The sequence below is a fragment of the Mesobacillus subterraneus genome (assembly GCF_020524355.2).
GTDB classification, from domain to species: Bacteria; Bacillota; Bacilli; order Bacillales; family Cytobacillaceae; genus Mesobacillus; species Mesobacillus subterraneus_C.
The window spans coordinates 780,655-799,983 of record NZ_CP129019.1 but is presented as its reverse complement, the minus strand read 5'-3'; the positions used below and the strand labels follow the sequence as shown (position 1 = coordinate 799,983).

18 protein-coding genes, 3 pseudogenes and 1 other annotated feature are annotated in these 19,329 nt (G+C 42.6%); of the genes and pseudogenes, 2 read left to right on the top strand and 19 right to left on the bottom strand.

The features are described 5' to 3' along the window. Positions 1-16 precede the first annotated feature (16 nt). A complete protein-coding gene (locus tag LC048_RS03965; RefSeq protein ID WP_226603715.1) occupies positions 17-1,102 on the bottom strand; it encodes a M42 family metallopeptidase in 1,086 nt (361 codons plus the stop codon). Positions 1,103-1,177: 75 nt separating this feature from the next. After that, positions 1,178-1,669 carry a dUTP diphosphatase gene (locus LC048_RS03960; protein WP_226603713.1) on the bottom strand — a complete coding sequence of 164 codons (492 nt, stop codon included), beginning with the start codon at positions 1,667-1,669 and terminating at the stop codon, positions 1,178-1,180. A gap of 306 nt (positions 1,670-1,975) precedes the next feature. Here LC048_RS03960 and LC048_RS03955 point away from each other — a divergent pair, with 306 nt between their 5' ends. Then, positions 1,976-2,377, top strand: a complete 402-nt coding sequence (locus LC048_RS03955; RefSeq protein WP_226603710.1) for a sigma-w pathway protein ysdB — start codon at positions 1,976-1,978, stop codon at positions 2,375-2,377. A 40-nt stretch (positions 2,378-2,417) separates the two neighbouring features. On the opposite strand, the gene LC048_RS03950 is transcribed toward LC048_RS03955, so the two are convergent. The 5 genes and pseudogenes from LC048_RS03950 to infC form a co-directional block, all read right to left on the bottom strand. Further along, positions 2,418-2,990 carry a TVP38/TMEM64 family protein gene (locus tag LC048_RS03950; protein WP_226603708.1) on the bottom strand — a complete coding sequence of 191 codons (573 nt, stop codon included), beginning with the start codon at positions 2,988-2,990 and terminating at the stop codon, positions 2,418-2,420. Positions 2,991-3,048: 58 nt separating this feature from the next. After that, positions 3,049-3,324 carry a DUF1294 domain-containing protein gene (locus LC048_RS03945; protein ID WP_371931993.1) on the bottom strand — a complete coding sequence of 92 codons (276 nt, stop codon included), beginning with the start codon at positions 3,322-3,324 and terminating at the stop codon, positions 3,049-3,051. A 95-nt stretch (positions 3,325-3,419) separates the two neighbouring features. Next, the gene (gene rplT, locus LC048_RS03940) at positions 3,420-3,779 is read right to left on the bottom strand and encodes a 50S ribosomal protein L20 (protein WP_215037128.1); all 360 of its coding nucleotides are present in this window, start codon (positions 3,777-3,779) and stop codon (positions 3,420-3,422) included. A gap of 37 nt (positions 3,780-3,816) precedes the next feature. Continuing rightward, positions 3,817-4,017 (bottom strand): 50S ribosomal protein L35, encoded by a 201-nt coding sequence (gene rpmI / locus LC048_RS03935; protein ID WP_023627047.1) that lies wholly within the window; start codon positions 4,015-4,017, stop codon positions 3,817-3,819. A gap of 55 nt (positions 4,018-4,072) precedes the next feature. Continuing rightward, positions 4,073-4,557, bottom strand: a pseudogene (gene infC / locus LC048_RS03930) (translation initiation factor IF-3). A gap of 113 nt (positions 4,558-4,670) precedes the next feature. Next, positions 4,671-4,797: a sequence feature (ribosomal protein L20 leader region), on the bottom strand. 252 nt (positions 4,798-5,049) lie between these two features. Here infC and LC048_RS03925 point away from each other — a divergent pair. Next, positions 5,050-5,253: a hypothetical protein gene (locus LC048_RS03925; RefSeq protein WP_226603705.1), complete on the top strand. Its 204-nt coding sequence runs from the start codon at positions 5,050-5,052 to the stop codon at positions 5,251-5,253. A gap of 84 nt (positions 5,254-5,337) precedes the next feature. Here the strand turns inward: LC048_RS03925 and thrS are convergent. The 12 genes and pseudogenes from thrS to polA form a co-directional block, all read right to left on the bottom strand. Beyond that, a pseudogene (thrS, locus tag LC048_RS03920) lies at positions 5,338-7,274 on the bottom strand (threonine--tRNA ligase). Between the two features lie 360 nt (positions 7,275-7,634). Then, entirely contained in the window at positions 7,635-8,510 is an 876-nt protein-coding gene (gene ytxC / locus LC048_RS03915; protein WP_226603699.1) for a putative sporulation protein YtxC, read from the bottom strand. Positions 8,511-8,645: 135 nt separating this feature from the next. After that, the gene (gene dnaI / locus LC048_RS03910; RefSeq protein ID WP_226603698.1) at positions 8,646-9,578 is read right to left on the bottom strand and encodes a primosomal protein DnaI; all 933 of its coding nucleotides are present in this window, start codon (positions 9,576-9,578) and stop codon (positions 8,646-8,648) included. A gap of 5 nt (positions 9,579-9,583) precedes the next feature. Then, positions 9,584-10,999, bottom strand: a complete 1,416-nt coding sequence (locus tag LC048_RS03905; RefSeq protein ID WP_306049487.1) for a replication initiation and membrane attachment family protein — start codon at positions 10,997-10,999, stop codon at positions 9,584-9,586. 132 nt (positions 11,000-11,131) lie between these two features. Beyond that, positions 11,132-11,593 (bottom strand): transcriptional regulator NrdR, encoded by a 462-nt coding sequence (gene nrdR / locus LC048_RS03900; protein ID WP_226604063.1) that lies wholly within the window; start codon positions 11,591-11,593, stop codon positions 11,132-11,134. Positions 11,594-11,719: 126 nt separating this feature from the next. Beyond that, entirely contained in the window at positions 11,720-12,124 is a 405-nt protein-coding gene (locus tag LC048_RS03895) for a hypothetical protein (RefSeq protein ID WP_226603693.1), read from the bottom strand. 104 nt (positions 12,125-12,228) lie between these two features. Continuing rightward, positions 12,229-12,609 (bottom strand): adenosylmethionine decarboxylase, encoded by a 381-nt coding sequence (gene speD, locus LC048_RS03890; protein WP_041967626.1) that lies wholly within the window; start codon positions 12,607-12,609, stop codon positions 12,229-12,231. A 381-nt stretch (positions 12,610-12,990) separates the two neighbouring features. Continuing rightward, positions 12,991-14,022, bottom strand: coding sequence for a glyceraldehyde-3-phosphate dehydrogenase (locus tag LC048_RS03885; protein ID WP_226603690.1), 1,032 nt, complete (start codon positions 14,020-14,022; stop codon positions 12,991-12,993). 442 nt (positions 14,023-14,464) lie between these two features. Then, on the bottom strand, positions 14,465-15,073 hold the full coding sequence (gene coaE / locus LC048_RS03880) for a dephospho-CoA kinase (protein ID WP_226603687.1): 609 nt from the start codon (positions 15,071-15,073) through the stop codon (positions 14,465-14,467). 25 nt (positions 15,074-15,098) lie between these two features. After that, the gene (gene ytaF / locus LC048_RS03875; RefSeq protein WP_226603685.1) at positions 15,099-15,731 is read right to left on the bottom strand and encodes a sporulation membrane protein YtaF; all 633 of its coding nucleotides are present in this window, start codon (positions 15,729-15,731) and stop codon (positions 15,099-15,101) included. A 73-nt stretch (positions 15,732-15,804) separates the two neighbouring features. Beyond that, positions 15,805-16,636: pseudogene (mutM, locus tag LC048_RS03870) on the bottom strand (DNA-formamidopyrimidine glycosylase). 39 nt (positions 16,637-16,675) lie between these two features. Beyond that, positions 16,676-19,306: a DNA polymerase I gene (gene polA / locus LC048_RS03865; RefSeq protein ID WP_306049484.1), complete on the bottom strand. Its 2,631-nt coding sequence runs from the start codon at positions 19,304-19,306 to the stop codon at positions 16,676-16,678. Positions 19,307-19,329: the final 23 nt, after the last annotated feature.

Sequence of the window (19,329 nt, the reverse complement as noted above, 5' to 3'; positions counted from 1 at the left end):
TTCTGGACTTACTTAATTACTCGAATGTAATCTTTTCAACTGTTTCTTTATCTAGACGCTTGATGACTTCTACAATCAGCTTTACAGCATTTTCGTAGTCGTCGCGGTGAAGCATCGCTGCGTGTGAGTGGATGTAGCGTGTCGCAATTGTGATGGACAGCGCTGGTACACCTCGGTGTGTCAGATGGATAGCACCAGAGTCTGTTCCTCCGCCTGCAACTGCATCGAACTGATATGGAATGTTCAATTCATCAGCCAGGTCTGTCACAAAATCACGAAGTCCCTTGTGGGATACCATCGATGCGTCATAGATGATGATCTGTGGTCCGTCACCCATTTTGCTAAGCGCTTCTTTTTCAGTAACGCCTGGAGTATCTCCAGCAATCCCGACATCAACGCCGAAAGCGATGTCAGGCTGGATCATTTGAGCAGAAGTTTTCGCGCCGCGAAGGCCAACTTCTTCCTGAACTGTTCCAACTCCGTATACAACGTTTGGATGTTCTGCATCTTTAAGCCCCTTAAGGACATCGATTGCAATGGCGCAGCCGATGCGGTTATCCCATGCTTTAGCAAGAAGCATTTTCTCATTATTCATAACAGTGAATTCGAAGTAAGGAACAACCATGTCCCCAGGAGTGACTCCCCATTCCTTCACTTCGTCACGGCTTGAAGCACCAATATCGATGAACATATCCTTGATATCAACTGGCTTTTTTCGTGCTTCTGGAGGAAGGATGTGAGGCGGTTTAGAACCGATTACCCCAGTGATTTCCCCTTTGCGTGTAACGATTGTCACGCGTTGTGCAAGCATAACCTGGCTCCACCAGCCACCGACTGTCTGGAAGCGGATGAATCCTTTGTCATCGATGCTTGTCACCATGAAGCCAACTTCGTCAAGATGGCCGGCAACCATGATCTTCGGTCCATTCTCATTGCCGACTTTCTTGGCAACCAGACTGCCAAGGCCGTCCGTAGTCACTTCATCAGCGAATGGAGTTATGTATTTCTTCATTACTTCTCTTGGCTCACGCTCATTGCCGGGAATGCCTTTGGCATCGGTTAAATCTTTTAGCATTGTTAAAGTTTCATCTAATTTCGCCATTATTTCGACTCCCTTAATATGTAGTTTCCAAACCTATTATACTAGACATGCGGGGTATTGTACAAAAAATTCTGCCTAATAGCCTTTTTGCTGCCTATCATAATTTACTTCATTTTTCTTAATATATGCCTGTTCAATTTGATCCTCGTTCAAACCGAGCAACTGGGCAAGCTTCAGGTAGCCTTGGAATAATTGGACATAATCTTCTTTGCTGCGGCTGTTCCTGAATTCCTGGGCGTACTCGTAAATAGCAAGGAACTGCTTGGTAGCGTCAAACTCATCCAGTTGGCTTTGCATGATTGTCTCCAGGTCCTCAAAACCACACTCAATCCCCAAGGACAATATAAAATGAACTCCATCAACAAACTCCTCGAGGATGACATCTCTTTCGGAGGCAGGCTTCACACTCCAAAACTTGAAACATCTAGTCTCGTTAGCAAGTTCGCCAATTTCAACAAGCAGCGAGAGGACCTTTCGATCAAATAAATCTTCATTTTCAAGACCATGTTGCGATTCAATATGACTATCGAGTGCTTTTTGCATTTTAAAAAGGGTTGTTGTGTTCATTTTTCAGCTCCATCTTATGAATTTGTTGACTAAATGATTAAGTTTCTGACTTCGGACAGCTTTCTCGCGCTTTCCTTCAATCCTGTCCGAACTTACTCTGACTTCGGACAACTTTCTCGCCTTTTCCAAACCTGTCCGAACTTGACCTGACTTCAGACATCGACTTTCTTCTGATTCACCCAAAATCTGTCCGAATCGCCAAATCTCATTCTTCATCCTAAAAAAAGTATAAATCAATTATAAAATTGTTGAAACTATTTACAATCTCATACGTAAATAAGGAAAGTTCGCATTGGAGGGGCAGTCATGATTCTGCTTTTACGTCTTATTTTCTTACTGTTATTCATTTTTCTAATATACAGCGCGGTGAAGTATTTATTCCACCCAAAAAGGAAACTGGAGCTTGCTCATGAGCAGAAGCGTTTTTTCTTATTGGATGATGCAGACAATGTCCGCAAGAATTTCTTATTAACATATAAGGGTGTTTTATTTGAGGGCGAAAAGTATTTAGGTACAACTCCGTCTGCTTTTGAGGTCGTTTCCATTTTCATTTGGCCTAAGAAGACGTCAGCATTAAAAGGGCTCGTCCTGGAGGATTTCCAATTCATAGAACGGAAAATCCGTGAGAGCTATCCTGTGGCAAAAATCGACTGGAAAAGCCCGATTAAGGAGTTCATGGCAACTCATGACCAGGATGATGAGATATAAAATGAAAAAGGCGTCCGGAAAATTTCCGGACGCCTTTTTCTTATGTTGTTCTATCAAAAAATTCATGCCATTTAATGAACGTAATTTTCTCACGCAGCAAATAGGCCAACAGCAAAAATATAATCATCAGAAACAGCCCTGTCAGTGAGCCGAATTCTCCGATATACTCCCCGAATATCGTATAAAAGATGACGAATGGAATATTCGCGAGAAATGAAGCAAACATAAAGTCTTTAAAACTACTTTTCCGCTCGTAAAGGCAAAAGCTTAGCAGCTGGTAATGAATCACCGGCACAAGTCTTAACAGCGCGACCTGGGGAACGTTCAGATTCCTGAAGCGCCCTACCAGCCTTTTTTTCAGCCTGCTTAACTTGTTCATCATTTCTGGAATCTGTCTCATTAAAAAGTAGAATAAGATACTTGCTCCTGACAAACCGAGCAGTGAGTATACGATTCCCAGTACAACCCCGAACATTAAACCTCCAGCGATACAGACAACGGCAGGAGGTATGAATACAAATTGCCGGAAGACATGAAACAATATAAACAATACTGGTGCATACCAGCCTCCAGATTCCATAATGATCAGCAGCATTGACCACGCATCATCCATTCTTGTCACCTGCCTGCTTAATCTTTGTTGCTTCTAGCTTATAGAATCATACAAGCTGTTATGCCAAAAGCTTAAATAAATATGTAAAAATACCAATCTCTATTATAGCAAGGAGCGGCAACCCATATTTAAACTGAGCATGCTTCGTCTTATGCCTGTAATGCTTCATACCAGCAGTTGCCCCGATTGCTCCTCCCAAAAAAGCAACATTCCATAGTGTTTTTTCGCTTATTCGATAATGATTGTTTCTTGCCCGCTTTTTATCCATTCCCATGATAAAAAAGCCCGCAAGGTTCATGACTGCAATCAAGCCGGCCAAACTCCATATCCCCACATCTTCACGTCCTCTTTAAGTTCTTTGAAATCATTATATCTTATAAAAAGAAAAAACCACTCTCAAAATGAGAATGGTTCATCTTATCGATTTAATTACTTGTTGAACTGCTGCTTAGCTGTTTCAGCCAATTGAGCGAATGCTTGAGCATCGCTTACTGCAAGTTCAGCAAGCATCTTGCGGTTTACTTCGATACCTGCAAGCTTAAGGCCGTGCATCATACGGCTGTAAGAAAGGCCGTTCATGCGAGCTGCTGCGTTGATACGAGCAATCCAAAGTTTGCGGAAGTCGCGCTTCTTCTGGCGACGGTCGCGGAATGCATACATTAGGGATTTCATAACCTGCTGGTTAGCAACTTTGTATAATGTATGTTTTGAACCATAATAACCTTTAGCTAATTTAATGACTTTTTTACGACGCTTGCGCGTAACTGTACCGCCTTTTACACGTGGCATTTAATTACCCTCCTATATAAATCGAGATTGCTCGATTTTACTTAATGTTGTCAAGCATGTGACGAATACGTTTGAAATCGCCTTTTGAAACGATTGCAGATTTGCGAAGCTTACGCTTAGCCTTTGTAGACTTGTTAGCAAATAAGTGGCTAGTGTAAGCGTGTGAACGCTTAAGCTTGCCAGTTCCAGTTTTCTTGAAACGCTTGGCAGTGCCGCGGTGAGTTTTCATTTTTGGCATAGGGACTTCCTCCTCGTTACTTTTCAGTTTTAGGTGCTAGTACCAGGAACATGCTTCAGCCATCCATTTTTGGATGTGATTCAATTGTCGCTACCTCTTTGCAAGCTTCAGAGAAGCGATCAAGAACACGCTGACCGATTTCCTTATGAGTTATAGCACGGCCCCTTTAAAACGGATTGATGCTTTAACTTTATCGCCTTTTTCCAGGAACTTGATAGCATTGCGCAACTTCGTGTTAAAGTCATGCTCATCAATTGACGGACTAAGACGGACTTCTTTAGTTGTGATGATTTTCTGGTTCTTACGTGCTTCTTTTTCTTTCTTTTGCTGTTCAAACTTGAATTTTCCGTAGTCCATGATTCGGCCTACAGGAGGTTTCGCGTTCGGAGCAACAAGGACAAGATCAAGATTTACGCGCGTTGCGATCTCAAGAGCCTCAGCTTTGGATTTAATTCCTAATTGCTCGCCATTTTGATCGATCAAACGAATTTCGCGAGCACGAATTCCCTCGTTTAGTAACATCGCATCTTTGCTAATAATTAGCCACCTCCAGGGTTTTATCGAATACATTGTCAAGGAGAAGAAGTACATTGCAAGGACAAAGCCTTTATCTAGCTCACACAATGACATACGATATAGTCCGTTTTTATTTTGCAATAAAAAAAGTGCAGGCGACGACACCCACACTTACGGAAACAAAATAATTAGACGTTTACGTATACCTGCCAACAGCTGAAATAGCGTCAACCAGGTGAGAAGCGGGTGCTTCTTCTTTCCTAAAACTTGTATTCAGTTCACTCTTGCTAATATAGCATAAAGAAATTAATGTGTCAAACGAATCACTTTCGTTAACTGCAACAAAAAGTATTTTATCAGATAGAAATACGTGGTGCAATACTTTTTTTAGGCAGAATTAAATTTATCTATAAAAGGTAGGTCGCGGAATCATAACAAAATGCTAATTTGTCACGCTTGATTCCTTATTTCTTGCTATAATTATTGGTAGAAATAGACAAGAAAGCTGGTGGACAAATGCTGATCGCGATTATCATCACAGGTGTGATTACTGGACTGCTCGCTGGCACTGCATTGAAATTTTTCAGGACTGGCTATGGGTTTTCCAATGATATTGACAATATGCCTGTTAATATAAAAGCCTGCCGGAATTGCGGTGAAAAAATCCAGCGCAGCTATACAAAAAATTTATGTCCAGCCTGTTCCAAACCTATTGAATGATTCCATAAAAATAAGAGGAGCCACCTGCCCCTCTTATTTTATGTTCAGCTCTGTCGCCAAGACCTCGAGGCGCTTCCGCTGATCTTATTTCTTCGCTTCTTTCCTGAATGACTCCAGGAATTCCTCAAAGGCAATTGTTTCGGATTTCTGTTCACCATATTTACGAACGTTGACTGCTTTTTCTTCTACTTCATTGTCACCGACTACGAGCATATAAGGAACTTTCTGCATTTGTGCTTCGCGGATTTTGTAGCCGATTTTTTCATCACGGCCATCGATTTCAACGCGGAAGCCTTCTGCCTTAAGCTTTTCCTTGATTTCTCTTGCATAGTCATAGTGGACTGTTGGTGATACCGGGATGATCTGCGCCTGGACTGGTGCCAGCCATGTCGGGAACGCCCCTTTGTACTCTTCGATCAGGAAGGCAACAAAGCGTTCCATAGTTGATACAACGCCACGGTGGATGACAACTGGACGATGGTGCTTGCCGTCTTCGCCGATATAAGTCAGGTCGAAACGTTCCGGAAGCAAGAAATCAAGCTGGACTGTTGAAAGAGTTTCCTCTTTGCCGAGAGCAGTCTTGACCTGTACATCAAGCTTCGGTCCGTAGAATGCCGCTTCGCCGTCAGCTTCGAAATACTCAAGACCCATTTCATCCATCGCTTCTTTAAGCATGGACTGAGCCTTTTCCCACATCTGGTCATCATCAAAATATTTTTCTTTATCTTCAGGGTCTCTGTAGGAGAGACGGAACGAATAGTCATTCATGTCAAAATCCTTGTAGACTTCAAGCACAAGCTCGACGACACGTTTGAACTCTTCCTTGATCTGGTCAGGGCGGACAAACAGGTGAGCATCGTTCAGAGTCATGCCGCGCACACGCTGCAACCCAGCCAACGCGCCGGACATTTCATAACGGTGCATTGTTCCAAGCTCGGCAATTCTGATAGGAAGTTCCCTGTAGCTATGGATGCTGTTTTTGTACACCATCATATGGTGCGGACAGTTCATCGGTCTTAACACGAGCTGTTCATTTTCCATTTCCATGACCGGGAACATGTTTTCCTGATAGTGGTCCCAGTGTCCGGATGTTTTATAAAGCTCGACACTTCCCATTACTGGAGTGTAGACATGGTCATAACCAAGGCTGACTTCTTTATCGACAATATAGCGTTCGATGATGCGGCGGATTGTCGCACCTTTCGGAAGCCATAAAGGAAGTCCCTAGCCCACCTTCTGTGAATTAGTAAATAAGCTAAGTTCCTTGCCAAGCTTGCGATGGTCACGCTCTTTCGCTTCTTCAAGCAGCCTCAAGTGCTCTTTCAAATCTTCCTTCTTGAAGAAAGCAGTACCATAAATACGCTGGAGCATTTTGTTGTCGCTGTCGCCGCGCCAGTATGCACCAGCAATGCTCAACAATTTGAATTCCTTCAGTTTGCCTGTTGAAGGTACGTGTACCCCGCGGCAAAGATCGACAAAGTCTCCCTGTTCATAAAGAGTGACCTTCTCATCCGCCGGGATCGCTTCAATCAACTCAAGTTTATAAGGGTCTCCAAGCTCTTTGAAAAACTTGACTGCCTCTTCACGGCTTACTTCTTTACGGACAATCTCAATGTTCTCATTGATGATTTTCTTCATTTCCTTTTCAATCTCTGGCAAATCTTCCGGAGATAAAGAATGTTCCATATCGATATCATAGTAGAAGCCGCCTTCGATTACTGGCCCTGCCCTACTCCAAGGTTAACATCTTTATATAGACGCTTGATTGCCTGTGCCATTAAGTGAGCTGAGCTGTGGCGCAGGATTTCAAGAGCCTCAGGATGGTCCGGAGTGACGATTTCGATCGATGCATCCTCCTCGATTGCTCTCTTAAGGTCATACGGCTGTCCATTGACCATACCGGCAATGGCTTTCTTCTTTAGGCCCGGGCTGATCGAGCTGGCGATATCTTCAGTCGTTGTGCCTGCCGGAAACTCCTTCACTGCTCCATCTGGAAACGATATTTTTAACATGTCTGCCATTGGCTTTTCCTCCTTTTAAAATATAGCGCAATTTTTGCGTGAAAAATAAAAAAACCCGTCCCTAAAAACAGGGACGAGTTTGATCACACGTGGTTCCACCCAATTCCCACTCTTGCGCAAAAATAACGCAGGAATGGCTCTGGTTGCGGTAACGGCTTCTGCCGCCAGCCAATACTTGCCCTATGGGCGTTCACAGCTGGAGTTCAGAGGTGGTAAGCGTTTCTTTCATGTTAGGAAGTTTTCAGCCTAGCCTTCCCTCTCTGCAAACCTTTAAAGAATGCCCATGTCCTCATCATTACATTTACTTTTGATTTAGTATGTAGGTAATTATAGTTTGTAATGTTTTGAAAATCAAGTGGGCTATTGTACATTTTCACGATCCTCTTTGAAAAAGTTTACTTTTTCATCATGAAATGCGGTAACTGGACTGACTACCACGCGTTCTTCAAAAAGATTGATGATTGTCCTCACTAACGGCTGGTGAGGATCATCCGTATACATGTAAATGGTTTCAGGAGCTATCGAAAGCAACGGCGCTATCGTCCCGGAATCCACATAGACCGGGTGATTGACAAGCAGCTTGCGGTCAATCGTTTTAAACAGATCACTTCGTTTCATTTCTGTGAATTGCTGATTATAAAAGACCATATTCTCCTCAATCACCAAATATAAATGAGACATCTGCGGCTTCCTGTCCTCCAGGAAATCCCTCAGTGTTTGCAGGAAAACCTGGTACTCCTGTTCCATCTTATACTCATCAATCGCAATCTCTATCCATTGGGAGAGCTGCTCAGTATAGGCCTTCAACCTGAACATGACAAAGGAATCAAATGAAAATGAAACTCTTTCATCAAAAATTTCACTGATCGAACTCTGGACCATCCTTTGTTCTCCGACACCTTCCATAAAAGGAGCTAATTCTTTACGGTTGCCTTCGATGACGGAGTAAATGATATCAAGAATTTGGTCTTGTTCTTCACTGTCATTATAAAAGTATGATTCTGCCAGGATGGCTCTTAGCCAATCATCACGTTTCACCTTTAAAATAAAATCATAAACACTTTTTTTGAGTACATTCAACGTTTCATGTTTATAAAATTCTTCTGGAATAAGCACTCTATTTCGATCTTCATTAAGAAGAATTGAATTCGTTTCCTGCCACGAAGCAAGCCTGGTGACTAAATGTTGATACAAATTCCAGGCATCTTGCTTTTTTTGGAAGATGATTTCAATCAACCATATCCCCCCTTTTTAAATAATCCCTGATTATATATATGGGGAACTTGGACAATTTAGAAGTGTCCATATGGTCGATAACTGGTTATAAGTGCAAAAAAATGTGCCGCAGCTTGTTTAGCCGCGGCACATTTTTTATATCCTGCGATTTTTGCCTTCAACTTTCACCGGCTCCGCAAGGTATTTAATACGTTCCATGATTCTTGCTGCCTTCAATTGCTCTTCTTCTCCCCGCTGGCTGTGTGTCAAATGATGTTCCAGTCCTTTAAGGTCGAAGTTCGAGGTAAAGAAGGTCGGAAGGTTCTCGAGCATGCGGAACTGCAGGATCGTCCCGAGGATCTCATCCCTCGCCCAGCTGCTCATTGTTTCCGCTCCGATGTCATCGAGCATGAGAACATTCGCCTTTTTGATTGCTTCCAGCTTGTCATTGACAGTATGGTCCCCAATCGCATTTTTCATTTCCCTGAAAAATTCGGGTACATACACAATCAATGAACTGATCTGTTTCTGGGCAAGCTCGTTTGCGATGGCACCGAGCAAATAAGATTTCCCTGTCCCGAAAGGTCCATGAAGGAATAAACCCTTTTGCTTCTGGCCCGTCTCATAATTCTCAACAAAATCCTTTGCCATCTTGATCGCCTTGAACCTCCCGGCGTCATCGAGCTCTATATCACCAAATGATGCATTCAAAATTTCCTTAGGCACAAAAATGCTATTGATCAGGCGTGCATTCTTTTGCTGCTCATCATTCATGACCTTCTTCTTACAACGGTCATATTTTATGTCAATGAAGTTTCCTTTTATGAAAAGCTCTGGTTCATAACCTTTGATCATATTCTTGCAGCCTGCGAGACTCTCGCAATCTTCACAGCCTTTGCTCTGGTTGGAGAACTCATAAAGCTTTGACATACTGCCATCGAGCATTTCCCGGGTGATATAATCTGCATTATCATCGAGGAATTCCTTGATATGTTTATCGTGCATGACCTGTCGCTTAATAGCTTCATAGCGCTGCTGGAAATTCTGGTTATTCGCCAGCTTCTTCAATGTTTCATTAATGTTTTGCAAATGAATCACCTCCCGGATTTGAACTTTTTCAATTCTTCTTCAAGCTTTTTCTTTTCTATTTCAAAATCAGGATCCACATCAGCAGCATTTTTTTGCTGTTGAGGCTCACCATCGGTCTTTTTACCAAACCAATCCGGCAGAACTTCTTTACGGATAGACTTTCTTTTTCCAGATGATGAAGAGGGTACTTTTTTTCCTTCTGCCCATTCGAGATACTGCCTGTGCTCGCTTTTGGCCAGCTGCATCGCATCCCTGACCGTCGAAATTTTTTTCCGCGACCAATGGCTGGCAATCTTTTCGATATAGCCTTTTGTCAGCTTCATATCCGTCTTGAGCATAACATATTGAACTAAAACATTCACGACTCCCGGCAGCAGCTTTTGCTTGAACATCACCTCTTCGATGATTTGCAGATCTCCTTTTGATGGCTCGGCACCGCCTGTAAGATCGATCAACAGCTGGCGTGGGGATGTTTTTTCAAGATAAACCACCAATTCCTCTTCCTGAGTTTTCGGCTTCTCGATACCAGCTTTATGCTGTAATGGCTGGGTCCGGTCGAGGAGTGCCGGCAGCTGGTCCTGGTGTTCAAATTGGTACCAGTCCCGGGCAGCCTTCCTCAATTCTTCTATATCTATCTCATTTTCTGCAGTTACTGCACTTAATATGATATTCTTCATCTTCAAGGCATCGATACCATATAGGAAGGCAAGATTGCTAATCGCTTCCTTAACCTTCGATGTAAAAGCTTTTTTAGCTATGAGTGATTCCTGCAGCCCTCCCAAAAGCAAATCGAAGTTGAACTCAGCAGGGTCAATCTGTATTTTTGAAGATTCCACTCTGCCAATAAACGAATTACCTTCCTCCGCCTCTAGGTCGGCAGCTGAATCATCATTAGGCAAAAGTGCCTGAGTTGGTACAGACACGAACACATCCTGGAATGCCTTTGTAATTTCCTTAAATCCAGGCTCTGACTCAGCAGATTTATCGCTGAAAAATCGCTTTAGCCTCAAAAACTGATTCTTGCCGACTTTCCGATACAAATAAACATTCAGCATCCCATCAAGGAAAAATTGTTCAGGAGTCAAAGGCGGTTGCAATTCATAAATAAATGAACGACCATCCTCGCTGTTTTTTACATATGTCTTCAGCAACCCCATACCTTCGAGCTTTTGGCGGTCCAGGTAAATATCCTTCAAGTTCATGTCCATGATCGTCATTAAGTTATGGTGTGTGACAGGCTGTGACCAAAGCCGGTTCTCTTCCAGTTCAGCCCATAAGGTCATATAAAGGCTTGAGCAAGCTGGCCCAATCAAAGGCTGGTACAAAAAAGTGAGTACCTTGCGATCGTAGTCATGCAATAAACCACCGGATGCAACAATATATTGGTCTACAGGCAAAGTCTCTTGCCAATGCTGAGCCATCCTTTTTCCTCCATTCTGAATTGTAAGTCCCTGTTATACATTTACCTCTAAAATACATAAACAGCCTTAAAAAGAGCTGAAGTTTACTTCAGCTCAACAGGATTTTAACAGGAGTCAAACGGACCCCAATTGTTATGATTGTTCCCTTTTTAACAACTCTTTCAATTCATCAATAAATACGTTGATATCCTTAAACTGACGGTAAACAGAAGCAAAACGGACATAGGCAACTTCATCAATCTTCGCCAGCCTGTCCATCACCATTTCCCCAACGGCTTCACTCTTAACTTCAGAAACTCCATGGCTGCGAAGTTCTTTTTCTACTTCGGATACCAGATCCTCTAGCTCTTTCAAAGCGACTGGACGTTTTTCACAAGCTTTTATTAACCCGCGAAAAAGTTTTTCCCGATTGAACTCTTCACGAGTACCTTCTTTTTTTACGACAATCAAAGGAATTTCTTCAACCTTCTCAAAGGTGGTAAAGCGAAATCCGCAAGCTTCGCATTCGCGTCTGCGTCGAATTGATCGGCTATCGTCAACAGGTCTTGAATCAAGAACCCGGGTAGAGTTATTTTGGCAAGTTGGACATTTCATTTCGATCAGCTCCGAATAATTTGAAATATAGTATGAGCGAAGGACCATTCGCTTGTTCCACCAATATGCCCATAAGCATTATCCTAGTATTATCTTATAAAAAAGATGGGGACGGGACAAGAGGAACTATTGATTTCCATACTTGCCTGAACCAATAAAAGGGTGTGCGGAGTCCAGCTTGTCATAAATCTTCAACAACTCCTGCTTCAAGGTCGGGTTAATACCTGCCAATGAAAACTTTTCCGTAGAGATATGTAGGTCGACTGCTGTCTCAAATGGTTTTGTTGTGACAACTGTCGCTGTTAAAAAAGCAGGCAGCTTCCCCTTCAATTCGGCTGACATTTCCCCATGTTCTTTGGAGATACTCGTTATCTTAAACGAAGGGTCTGCCTTCAGCAAGTCTTCGACTGTCTGGAACATCTGATTAAAGTTTGTTTTATAATAACGTGTTTTAAGCTGTTCATCTCTATTGTTTTCACTTGTTCCGCTGAATTTTTCGTACCGTCCTGTTACGGATTTTAATAAAGACATCAAAAATCCTCCTGCTAGTTATTTCTATTATCATTCTACCGTATTTTACGGAAAAATAAAAAGAGGTGTATCGCTACACCTCTTGTGAATTTTCATATTTTCAATTATAGTGCTTTAGCTTGTGCTTGCTTCACATGCACAGGACCCATGCCGCGTGGAATTTCGATGTTCTCACGAGTTTGAGCACCAAGTGCTTCTGCAATATAGTCAGCTGCAATATTAGGATCCAGATCACCGCAAGTGTAAACATCTATGCTAGCGTATCCGTGTTCCGGGAAGCTATGAATTGTTAAATGAGATTCAGAAATAATGACAACTCCGCTAACGCCTTGTGGCGCAAATTTGTGGAATGCCACCTCGCGGATTTCAGCACCCGATTTCAAAGCTGCTCCAACAAAAGTTTGTTCAATAAAATCCATATCATTCAATTTTTCAAAATCGCAACCCCAAAGTTCAGAAATTACATGACGACCCATTGTTTCCATATTCAATTTCCCCCTCTAACAGTATTAGAATGAAGTCCTTAGCTTCAATGGTATCTTAACTACCACGGGGGGAAAGTTAGTCCAGAGAGGTCCTAACCCTTTAAGTAGCCAATTGGTACCGTTATTAAGAAGTTCACGATGACTAGTATACTTTGTTTATATTTTTTTTGCAACACATGAAATTAAATTTTTTTCATGGATTTCAAACTTCGATTTTTGTAGTTTGGCAGATAGCTATTCCGTAGGCTTCCAGGGGGGTATTAGCTATAAAAACTGTTGGGATTTCAACATGGAAACAGGCTGCTAAATTATATTAAAATCATGCAAAAAACACAGACAACACAAAAAGCTTGCCCGTAAGCAAGCTTTTACGTTTTTAAATTATCCTACCTTTACGGTTGCAGAATTTGACATTGAGTGTGCTACGTGCTTTGTCAGGTCAACAACCCTGCTTGAATAACCCCATTCATTGTCATACCAAGCAAGTACTTTTACTTTGTTCGCACCGATGACCATTGTAGACAGGCCATCAATGATCGCAGAATGTTCATTCGTATTAAAGTCGATTGAAACAAGTGGATCTGTGGTGATATCAAGAACGCCTTTGAGCTTTCCTTTTGATGCTGAGTAGAATGCGTCATTGATTTCGTCCACAGTAACCTCACGCTTCAAGTCGACAACAAGGTCTACTAGAGAGACGTTCGGTGTCGGTACCCTTAGCGCCATACCATGCAGCTTTCCTTTAAGCTGAGGAAGCACAAGCGAAAGTGCCTTTGCTGCCCCAGTCGAGGTTGGAATGATCGATTGGCCGCAAGAACGTGCCCTGCGCAAATCCTTGTGCGGGTTATCGATATTATTCTGGTCATTTGTATAAGCATGAACAGTTGTCATCAAACCATTCTCGATACCGAAAGTGTCATCCAGCACTTTCGCAACTGGTGCAAGGCAGTTTGTTGTGCATGATGCATTTGAAATGATATCATGCTCTTCAATATTTAATGCGCTTTCATTTACTCCCATAACGATAGTGATATCCTCATTCGTACCAGGTGCTGTCAAGATGACCTTCTTTGCACCAGCATCAAGATGAAGTGCAGCCTTGTCTCGGGAATTGAACTTACCTGTAGCTTCTATTACAATATCAATCTTCATTTCCTTCCACGGAAGTTCCTCAGGATTTCGATTGCTTAATAGTTTAACTGTCTTCCCGTTAACAACCAGGTGATCATCAGCTGGGATAACTTCTCCAGCAAATTGTCCATGATTTGAATCATATTTTATTAAATGCGCCAGTGTTTCAGCTGGGTAGCTCGCATTAATCGCTACAACCTCTAGATTTTCATCAAGAATGGCTCTTCTGAACACCATTCTTCCAATTCTCCCAAAACCGTTAATCGCAATTCTCGCCTTCATTGTACGGCCCCTTCCGAATTAGTGTTATACTTAATAACCCCTTTGTATGGTATTAGTATAACATATTAAATTTTATTTGTGATAAATAAATGCACACATTTAAAATATAAAATAATTCTGATAATAACACTTATTTAGCTGCAACTTTTTAGACGTTAACAAGCTTAGCCTGACGAAGATTATTTTGCTTTTAACAAGGATGAATGCCTAGAAATCAATAGGAATACAACAACCTTAACGATTCGAGACAGAACAAAAAGCGCAAGCGCCTCGTTCAGCCCCGACAAGCGCTGGAGGGCCTGACAGTGAAGTCGTTCTTTGACTTCATTGGCAGGACCGAAGCGTCTCGAGGGGCTAGGCGCTGGAGCTGGATTAAGAAAACAACATGTAGTTATCCACACTTAAAAAATTCTTTTAATTTCCTAAGCAACCAAAAAAGAGCCTACTCGGCTCTTAGGATTTCCCAATTATTCAATATATCCAACAACTGCTGCTTCGATTGTTCGATGCTGCCGCTGTTATCAATGACTGCGTCCGCCAGACTGACTTTATCCTTCAGCGGCATTTGTGATTTAATCCTGGAAGTTGCTTCTTCTTCCGAGAACCTGTTTCGCTTCATCAGTCTTTCTAACTGCGTTTGCTCATCAACATATACGACGATGATTTTTTCGACGAGTCCTGTCAGCTTGCTTTCGAAGAGTAGTGGAATGTCCAGCACGACTGCTTTTTCATTTGCCTCTTCTGCTTTCGCTCTCTTTAGGGCCATCCGCTCTCTTACGGCCGGATGGACAATCGAATTAAGCAGCATGCGCTTTTCTTCGTTGTTAAAAATGATTTCGCCCAACTTAGCGCGATTTATCGCACCGTTCTCTTCTAAAATTCCAGTGCCAAAATGGCTGACAATTTCAATGTATGCTGTTTCTCCTGGTTCAACAGCAAGCCTGGCTTCAATATCTGCATCGACCACCGTGATGCCCATGTCAGTGAACATGGCTGATATCGTGCTTTTCCCGCTTGCTATACCTCCTGTCAATCCGATAACTAATGACATCCGATTTTATCCTTTCATAGACCTGTTAAATTTTCATCAGACCTATTATGATCAATAATATTCCCGGTACAAAAGAAAATCTTTGCATCCATCCGCTCTCCGAAAAATAACTTCCCAATCTCATACCTGCATAAACAAATAATGAACTCATGCAGGCGACTGTCAAAGCTAGATATCCTGGAGAGAATCCTAAAAATGCCGCCCCTACCCCTGCACCAAATGCATCAAGTGACAGGGCAAGCCCAAGCATGACTGCTTCAATACCATTGATTGTACCCGATCGGTCAAAATCCGCTGTCATTGGCTTTCTCAAGATATTGATGACGATACCAAGTGATTTGATTTCAAGATTAAGAATGATTTTTTCGTGACAGAGCAATTCTGTTTTGTCTTCGCGGAAAAATTGAAATAGTACCCATCCACCTAAAACGATCAAGACAGTCCCACCAAGCGTTTCTGCCATTCCTGGTGAAAAAAAGCTCTCGAGAAAATGCCCGATCATCATGGCTGCCATCAGTACGACAGCCGAACAAACGGCTATTACAGAAATCGATTTAATTGGGATCTTCATTTTCCGCAATCCATACGTTAACCCTACACTGAAACTGTCAAGGCTGACAGCGAATGCAAGTAAAAGCAGGGAGATTGTTTGTGCCATACACTGAGCTCCTTCCTGTCAATCGCTACGTTAGTATATGGAAGGAGCCTAGATATGGTGAGAGTTCATTATCTTATTTAAGCTTCTGGCACGAAGGGCAATAATGCGTACCCCGTCCGCCAACTACGGTTTTCTCCAATGGTGTTCCGCAAACTTTGCATGGTTCACCCTTGCGACCGTATGCATAAAGCTGAAGTTGGAACATTCCAATCTGTCCTTGAGAGTTCACATAAGACCGGATCGTGCTGCCACCTTTCTCAACGGCTTCAGAAAGAGTGCTGACTATTTCCTTATAAAGCACGGTCTCCTCATCTGGAGTCAGGGAATTAGCGATCCTTTCCGGATGAATCTTTGCACGGAAAAGAGCTTCATCTACATAGATATTCCCAAGGCCAACAAGAATTTTTTGATCAAGCAGTGCCGGCTTTATTTTTCTATTGGTTTTTTTTAAGTTTTTCAGACAGCCATTCTACGGAAAAATCTTCTGAAAAAGGTTCTGGACCTAAATCAGCGAGAGGCTGCGTTTCAAACTCTTTCCCTTTTTCATAAAGGTGCATCGTACCGAATTTCCTGACATCTTTGTAGCGCAATTCTGTTCCATCGGTAAAATGGAAGATGACGTGCGTGTGCTTATCTACAGGTTCATCCGTATTGAATACTCCATACTTCCCTTCCATCCTTAAGTGGGAAACGAGCGCGAAATATTCCGTGTACAAGATCAGAAATTTACCCCTCCGGCCAACCTCTTTTATTGTCTGGCCCATGAGTGCATCATTGAACTGTTCGACCTCATTCGGGGTTTTTATCATTTTAGGTCAAAAAACGGAAACCTCTTTGATTTCTTTGCCGATCGCCAAGACCTCTAACGTCCGCCTGACAGTTTCGACCTCTGGTAGTTCAGGCATTTTATCCCGCCTTTCTCTGTGAAAATCCTGTTGGAACTGCTACTTTGCGTCATACCAAGTCGGACCATATGAGAAGTCCACCTTTAATGGCACCATCAATTCAATGGCATTTTCCATGACTTCCGGAACGATTTTTTTCAATAATTCAATCTCGTCTTCAGGTGCTTCAAAAATCAATTCATCATGTACTTGAAGCAGCAGCCTTGTCTTTACTCCCTCTTCTCGCAGTCTTTCTGCCATATCAATCATTGCCTTCTTGATAATATCTGCGGCACTTCCCTGGATCGGGGTATTCATTGCGGTACGTTCCGCAAAGCTTCTTAAATTGAAATTACGGGACGTGATTTCAGGGATATATCTGCGGCGATGCAATAATGTCTGGACATAGCCCTTCGCTTTTGCATCGTTGACGATTTCATCCATATACTCTTTGACACCAGGATAGCTTTCTAGATAGCGTTCAATAAATTCGCCCGCTTCCTTCCTTGTAATGTTCAGACTTTGGGATAATCCGTAATCACTGATTCCATATACAATTCCGAAGTTGACCGCTTTTGCATGTCGGCGCATATTAGAGGTGACTTCATCTTTCCCTACATTGAACACTTCCATTGCTGTCTTAGTATGGATGTCCAAATCATTCTTGAAAGCATCGATCAATTTCTCGTCTCCAGCAATATGTGCAAGTACACGCAGTTCAATTTGCGAATAGTCCGCTGCAAAGATGACCCAGCCTTTTTCGGATGGAACAAATGCCTGTCTGATCTTCCGGCCTTCTTCCAGCCTGATTGGGATGTTCTGGAGGTTCGGATCCGTCGAACTCAATCTTCCTGTCGCTGTCAGGGCCTGGTTGAATCTTGTATGCACTTTTTCTGTCTCTTTATTGACAACCTTTTGCAAGCCTTCAATATAGGTTGATTGCAGTTTTCCCAGTTGACGGTAGTTAAGGATTTCTTCGATAATCTTATGTTTAGCTGCCAGTTTCTCAAGGACGTCCGCTGAAGTAGAATAACCTGTCTTCGTTTTTTTCACGGCAGGCAATCCCAGTTTTTCAAACAGGATGACACCTAATTGTTTAGGAGAATTGATATTGAACTGTTCTCCTGCCAGTTCAAAAATCCTGGTTTCAATATCGGTTAGACGGCCTTTGATTTCTTCGCCCATTTTATCCAGGCGGTTCATATCAAGCTTAACGCCTTGATATTCCATATCCGCAAGCACCAATGACAGCGGCATTTCCAGGCTGCTGAACAGATCATGCTGGTCATTGTCCCATAGCTCCTGCTCAAGCTTTTCTTTTAATGCCACAAGCACATCTGCCTTGCGCACCAGATGTTCTCCAAGAATACTTATCTCAGGGATTTTCCGTTTAGCTCCCTTTCCATAAACAGCTTCGTCAGCCTGCACGCTCATGAAGCCATGCTGCCTTGCAATAGCTGCCAGGTCATCCGGTGACTCGGAAGGATTGATGATATAGGATGCAAGCGACACATCGAAGTCAGCACCCTTAAGATGGATGCCGTGGTGACGCAACGAGACCTCGGAACGTTTCGCATCATAGACAGTCTTTTTGCTTGTTTCATCCTCGGCCCATTTCTTGAATTCTTCTGATTCCAACGCGATCTCCACCGGCAGATAGAAGCTGCCGTTTTCATTTACAACCGCAAAACCGATAATGTCTGCATAATGGTAGTTATCTTCTAGCACCTCAACATAAAAGCCATTGTCTTGTGCAAAAATATCCTGATCAATCTTGTCCAGCTGCTTGAACTCTATGTCTTCAAGCTCCACATCCTCAGTTTCCGCAACTGCTCCCAACTTGTCCAGCAAGGAATTGAACCCAAGTTCCTTGAACATTTTCACGAGCTTCTCGTTCTCTGCGCCTTCGTACTCAAGCTCACTCAACTCTAATCCAACAGGCGCTTCACGCGTAATGGTTGCGAGTTCCTTGCTCATCACAGCCTGATCTTTGAATTCCTCAAGCTTTTCCTTAAGCTTTTTCCCACTGACTTGATCGATCGATTCCAGAAGATTTTCAAGTGTACCGTATTCCTTCAACAGTTTGATCGCTGTTTTTTCACCTACACCGGGAACGCCTGGAATATTATCGGAAGCATCACCCATGAGACCTTTCATATCAATGATTTGTTCCGCAGAGAGACCATATTTCTCCTTGATATGCTCAGGAGTATATTCTTCAATATCGGTGATTCCTTTTCTAGTAATATTGACCGTCGTTTTGTCAGAGCTCAACTGGGTTAAGTCCTTATCCCCTGAAATGACTTTTGTTTCGAAGTCTTCTTTTTCAGCCAGCAAGCTTAATGTACCGATAATGTCATCGGCTTCATAGTTCTCCAGCTCATATTGCGGGATGCCGTAAGCTGTCAGCAATTCACGGATAAACGGAAACTGCTCAGAAAGCTCTGGCGGCGTTTTTTGCCTGCCACCCTTGTACTCGCTGAAGGTTTTATGCCTGAACGTCGTTTTCCCGGCATCGAACGCAACAAGAATATGGGTAGGCTTTTCATCCTCGAGAATTTTCATCAGCATCATCGTGAAACCATAAACTGCATTCGTATGTATCCCTTTTTCATTATTCAATAGCGGCAATGCAAAAAAGGCACGGTATGCAATGCTGTTTCCATCTATCAATACAAGCTTTTTAGACATGCGATTCCTCCTTTTAAAGACTG

Bases quoted from the DNA above. Each gene is read 5' to 3' on its own strand.
- LC048_RS03965 (WP_226603715.1), bottom strand. From the start codon at position 1,102: ATGGCGAAATTAGATGAAACTTTAACAATGCTAAAAGATTTAACCGAT.
- LC048_RS03960 (WP_226603713.1), bottom strand. From the start codon at position 1,669: ATGAACACAACAACCCTTTTTAAAATGCAAAAAGCACTCGATAGTCAT.
- LC048_RS03955 (WP_226603710.1), top strand. From the start codon at position 1,976: ATGATTCTGCTTTTACGTCTTATTTTCTTACTGTTATTCATTTTTCTA.
- LC048_RS03950 (WP_226603708.1), bottom strand. From the start codon at position 2,990: ATGGATGATGCGTGGTCAATGCTGCTGATCATTATGGAATCTGGAGGC.
- rplT (WP_215037128.1), bottom strand. From the start codon at position 3,779: ATGCCACGTGTAAAAGGCGGTACAGTTACGCGCAAGCGTCGTAAAAAA.
- rpmI (WP_023627047.1), bottom strand. From the start codon at position 4,017: ATGCCAAAAATGAAAACTCACCGCGGCACTGCCAAGCGTTTCAAGAAA.
- LC048_RS03925 (WP_226603705.1), top strand. From the start codon at position 5,050: ATGCTGATCGCGATTATCATCACAGGTGTGATTACTGGACTGCTCGCT.
- LC048_RS03905 (WP_306049487.1), bottom strand. From the start codon at position 10,999: ATGGCTCAGCATTGGCAAGAGACTTTGCCTGTAGACCAATATATTGTT.
- nrdR (WP_226604063.1), bottom strand. From the start codon at position 11,593: ATGAAATGTCCAACTTGCCAAAATAACTCTACCCGGGTTCTTGATTCA.
- LC048_RS03895 (WP_226603693.1), bottom strand. From the start codon at position 12,124: ATGTCTTTATTAAAATCCGTAACAGGACGGTACGAAAAATTCAGCGGA.
- speD (WP_041967626.1), bottom strand. From the start codon at position 12,609: ATGGAAACAATGGGTCGTCATGTAATTTCTGAACTTTGGGGTTGCGAT.
- LC048_RS03885 (WP_226603690.1), bottom strand. From the start codon at position 14,022: ATGAAGGCGAGAATTGCGATTAACGGTTTTGGGAGAATTGGAAGAATG.
- coaE (WP_226603687.1), bottom strand. From the start codon at position 15,073: ATGTCATTAGTTATCGGATTGACAGGAGGTATAGCAAGCGGGAAAAGC.
- ytaF (WP_226603685.1), bottom strand. From the start codon at position 15,731: ATGGCACAAACAATCTCCCTGCTTTTACTTGCATTCGCTGTCAGCCTT.
- polA (WP_306049484.1), bottom strand. From the start codon at position 19,306: ATGTCTAAAAAGCTTGTATTGATAGATGGAAACAGCATTGCATACCGT.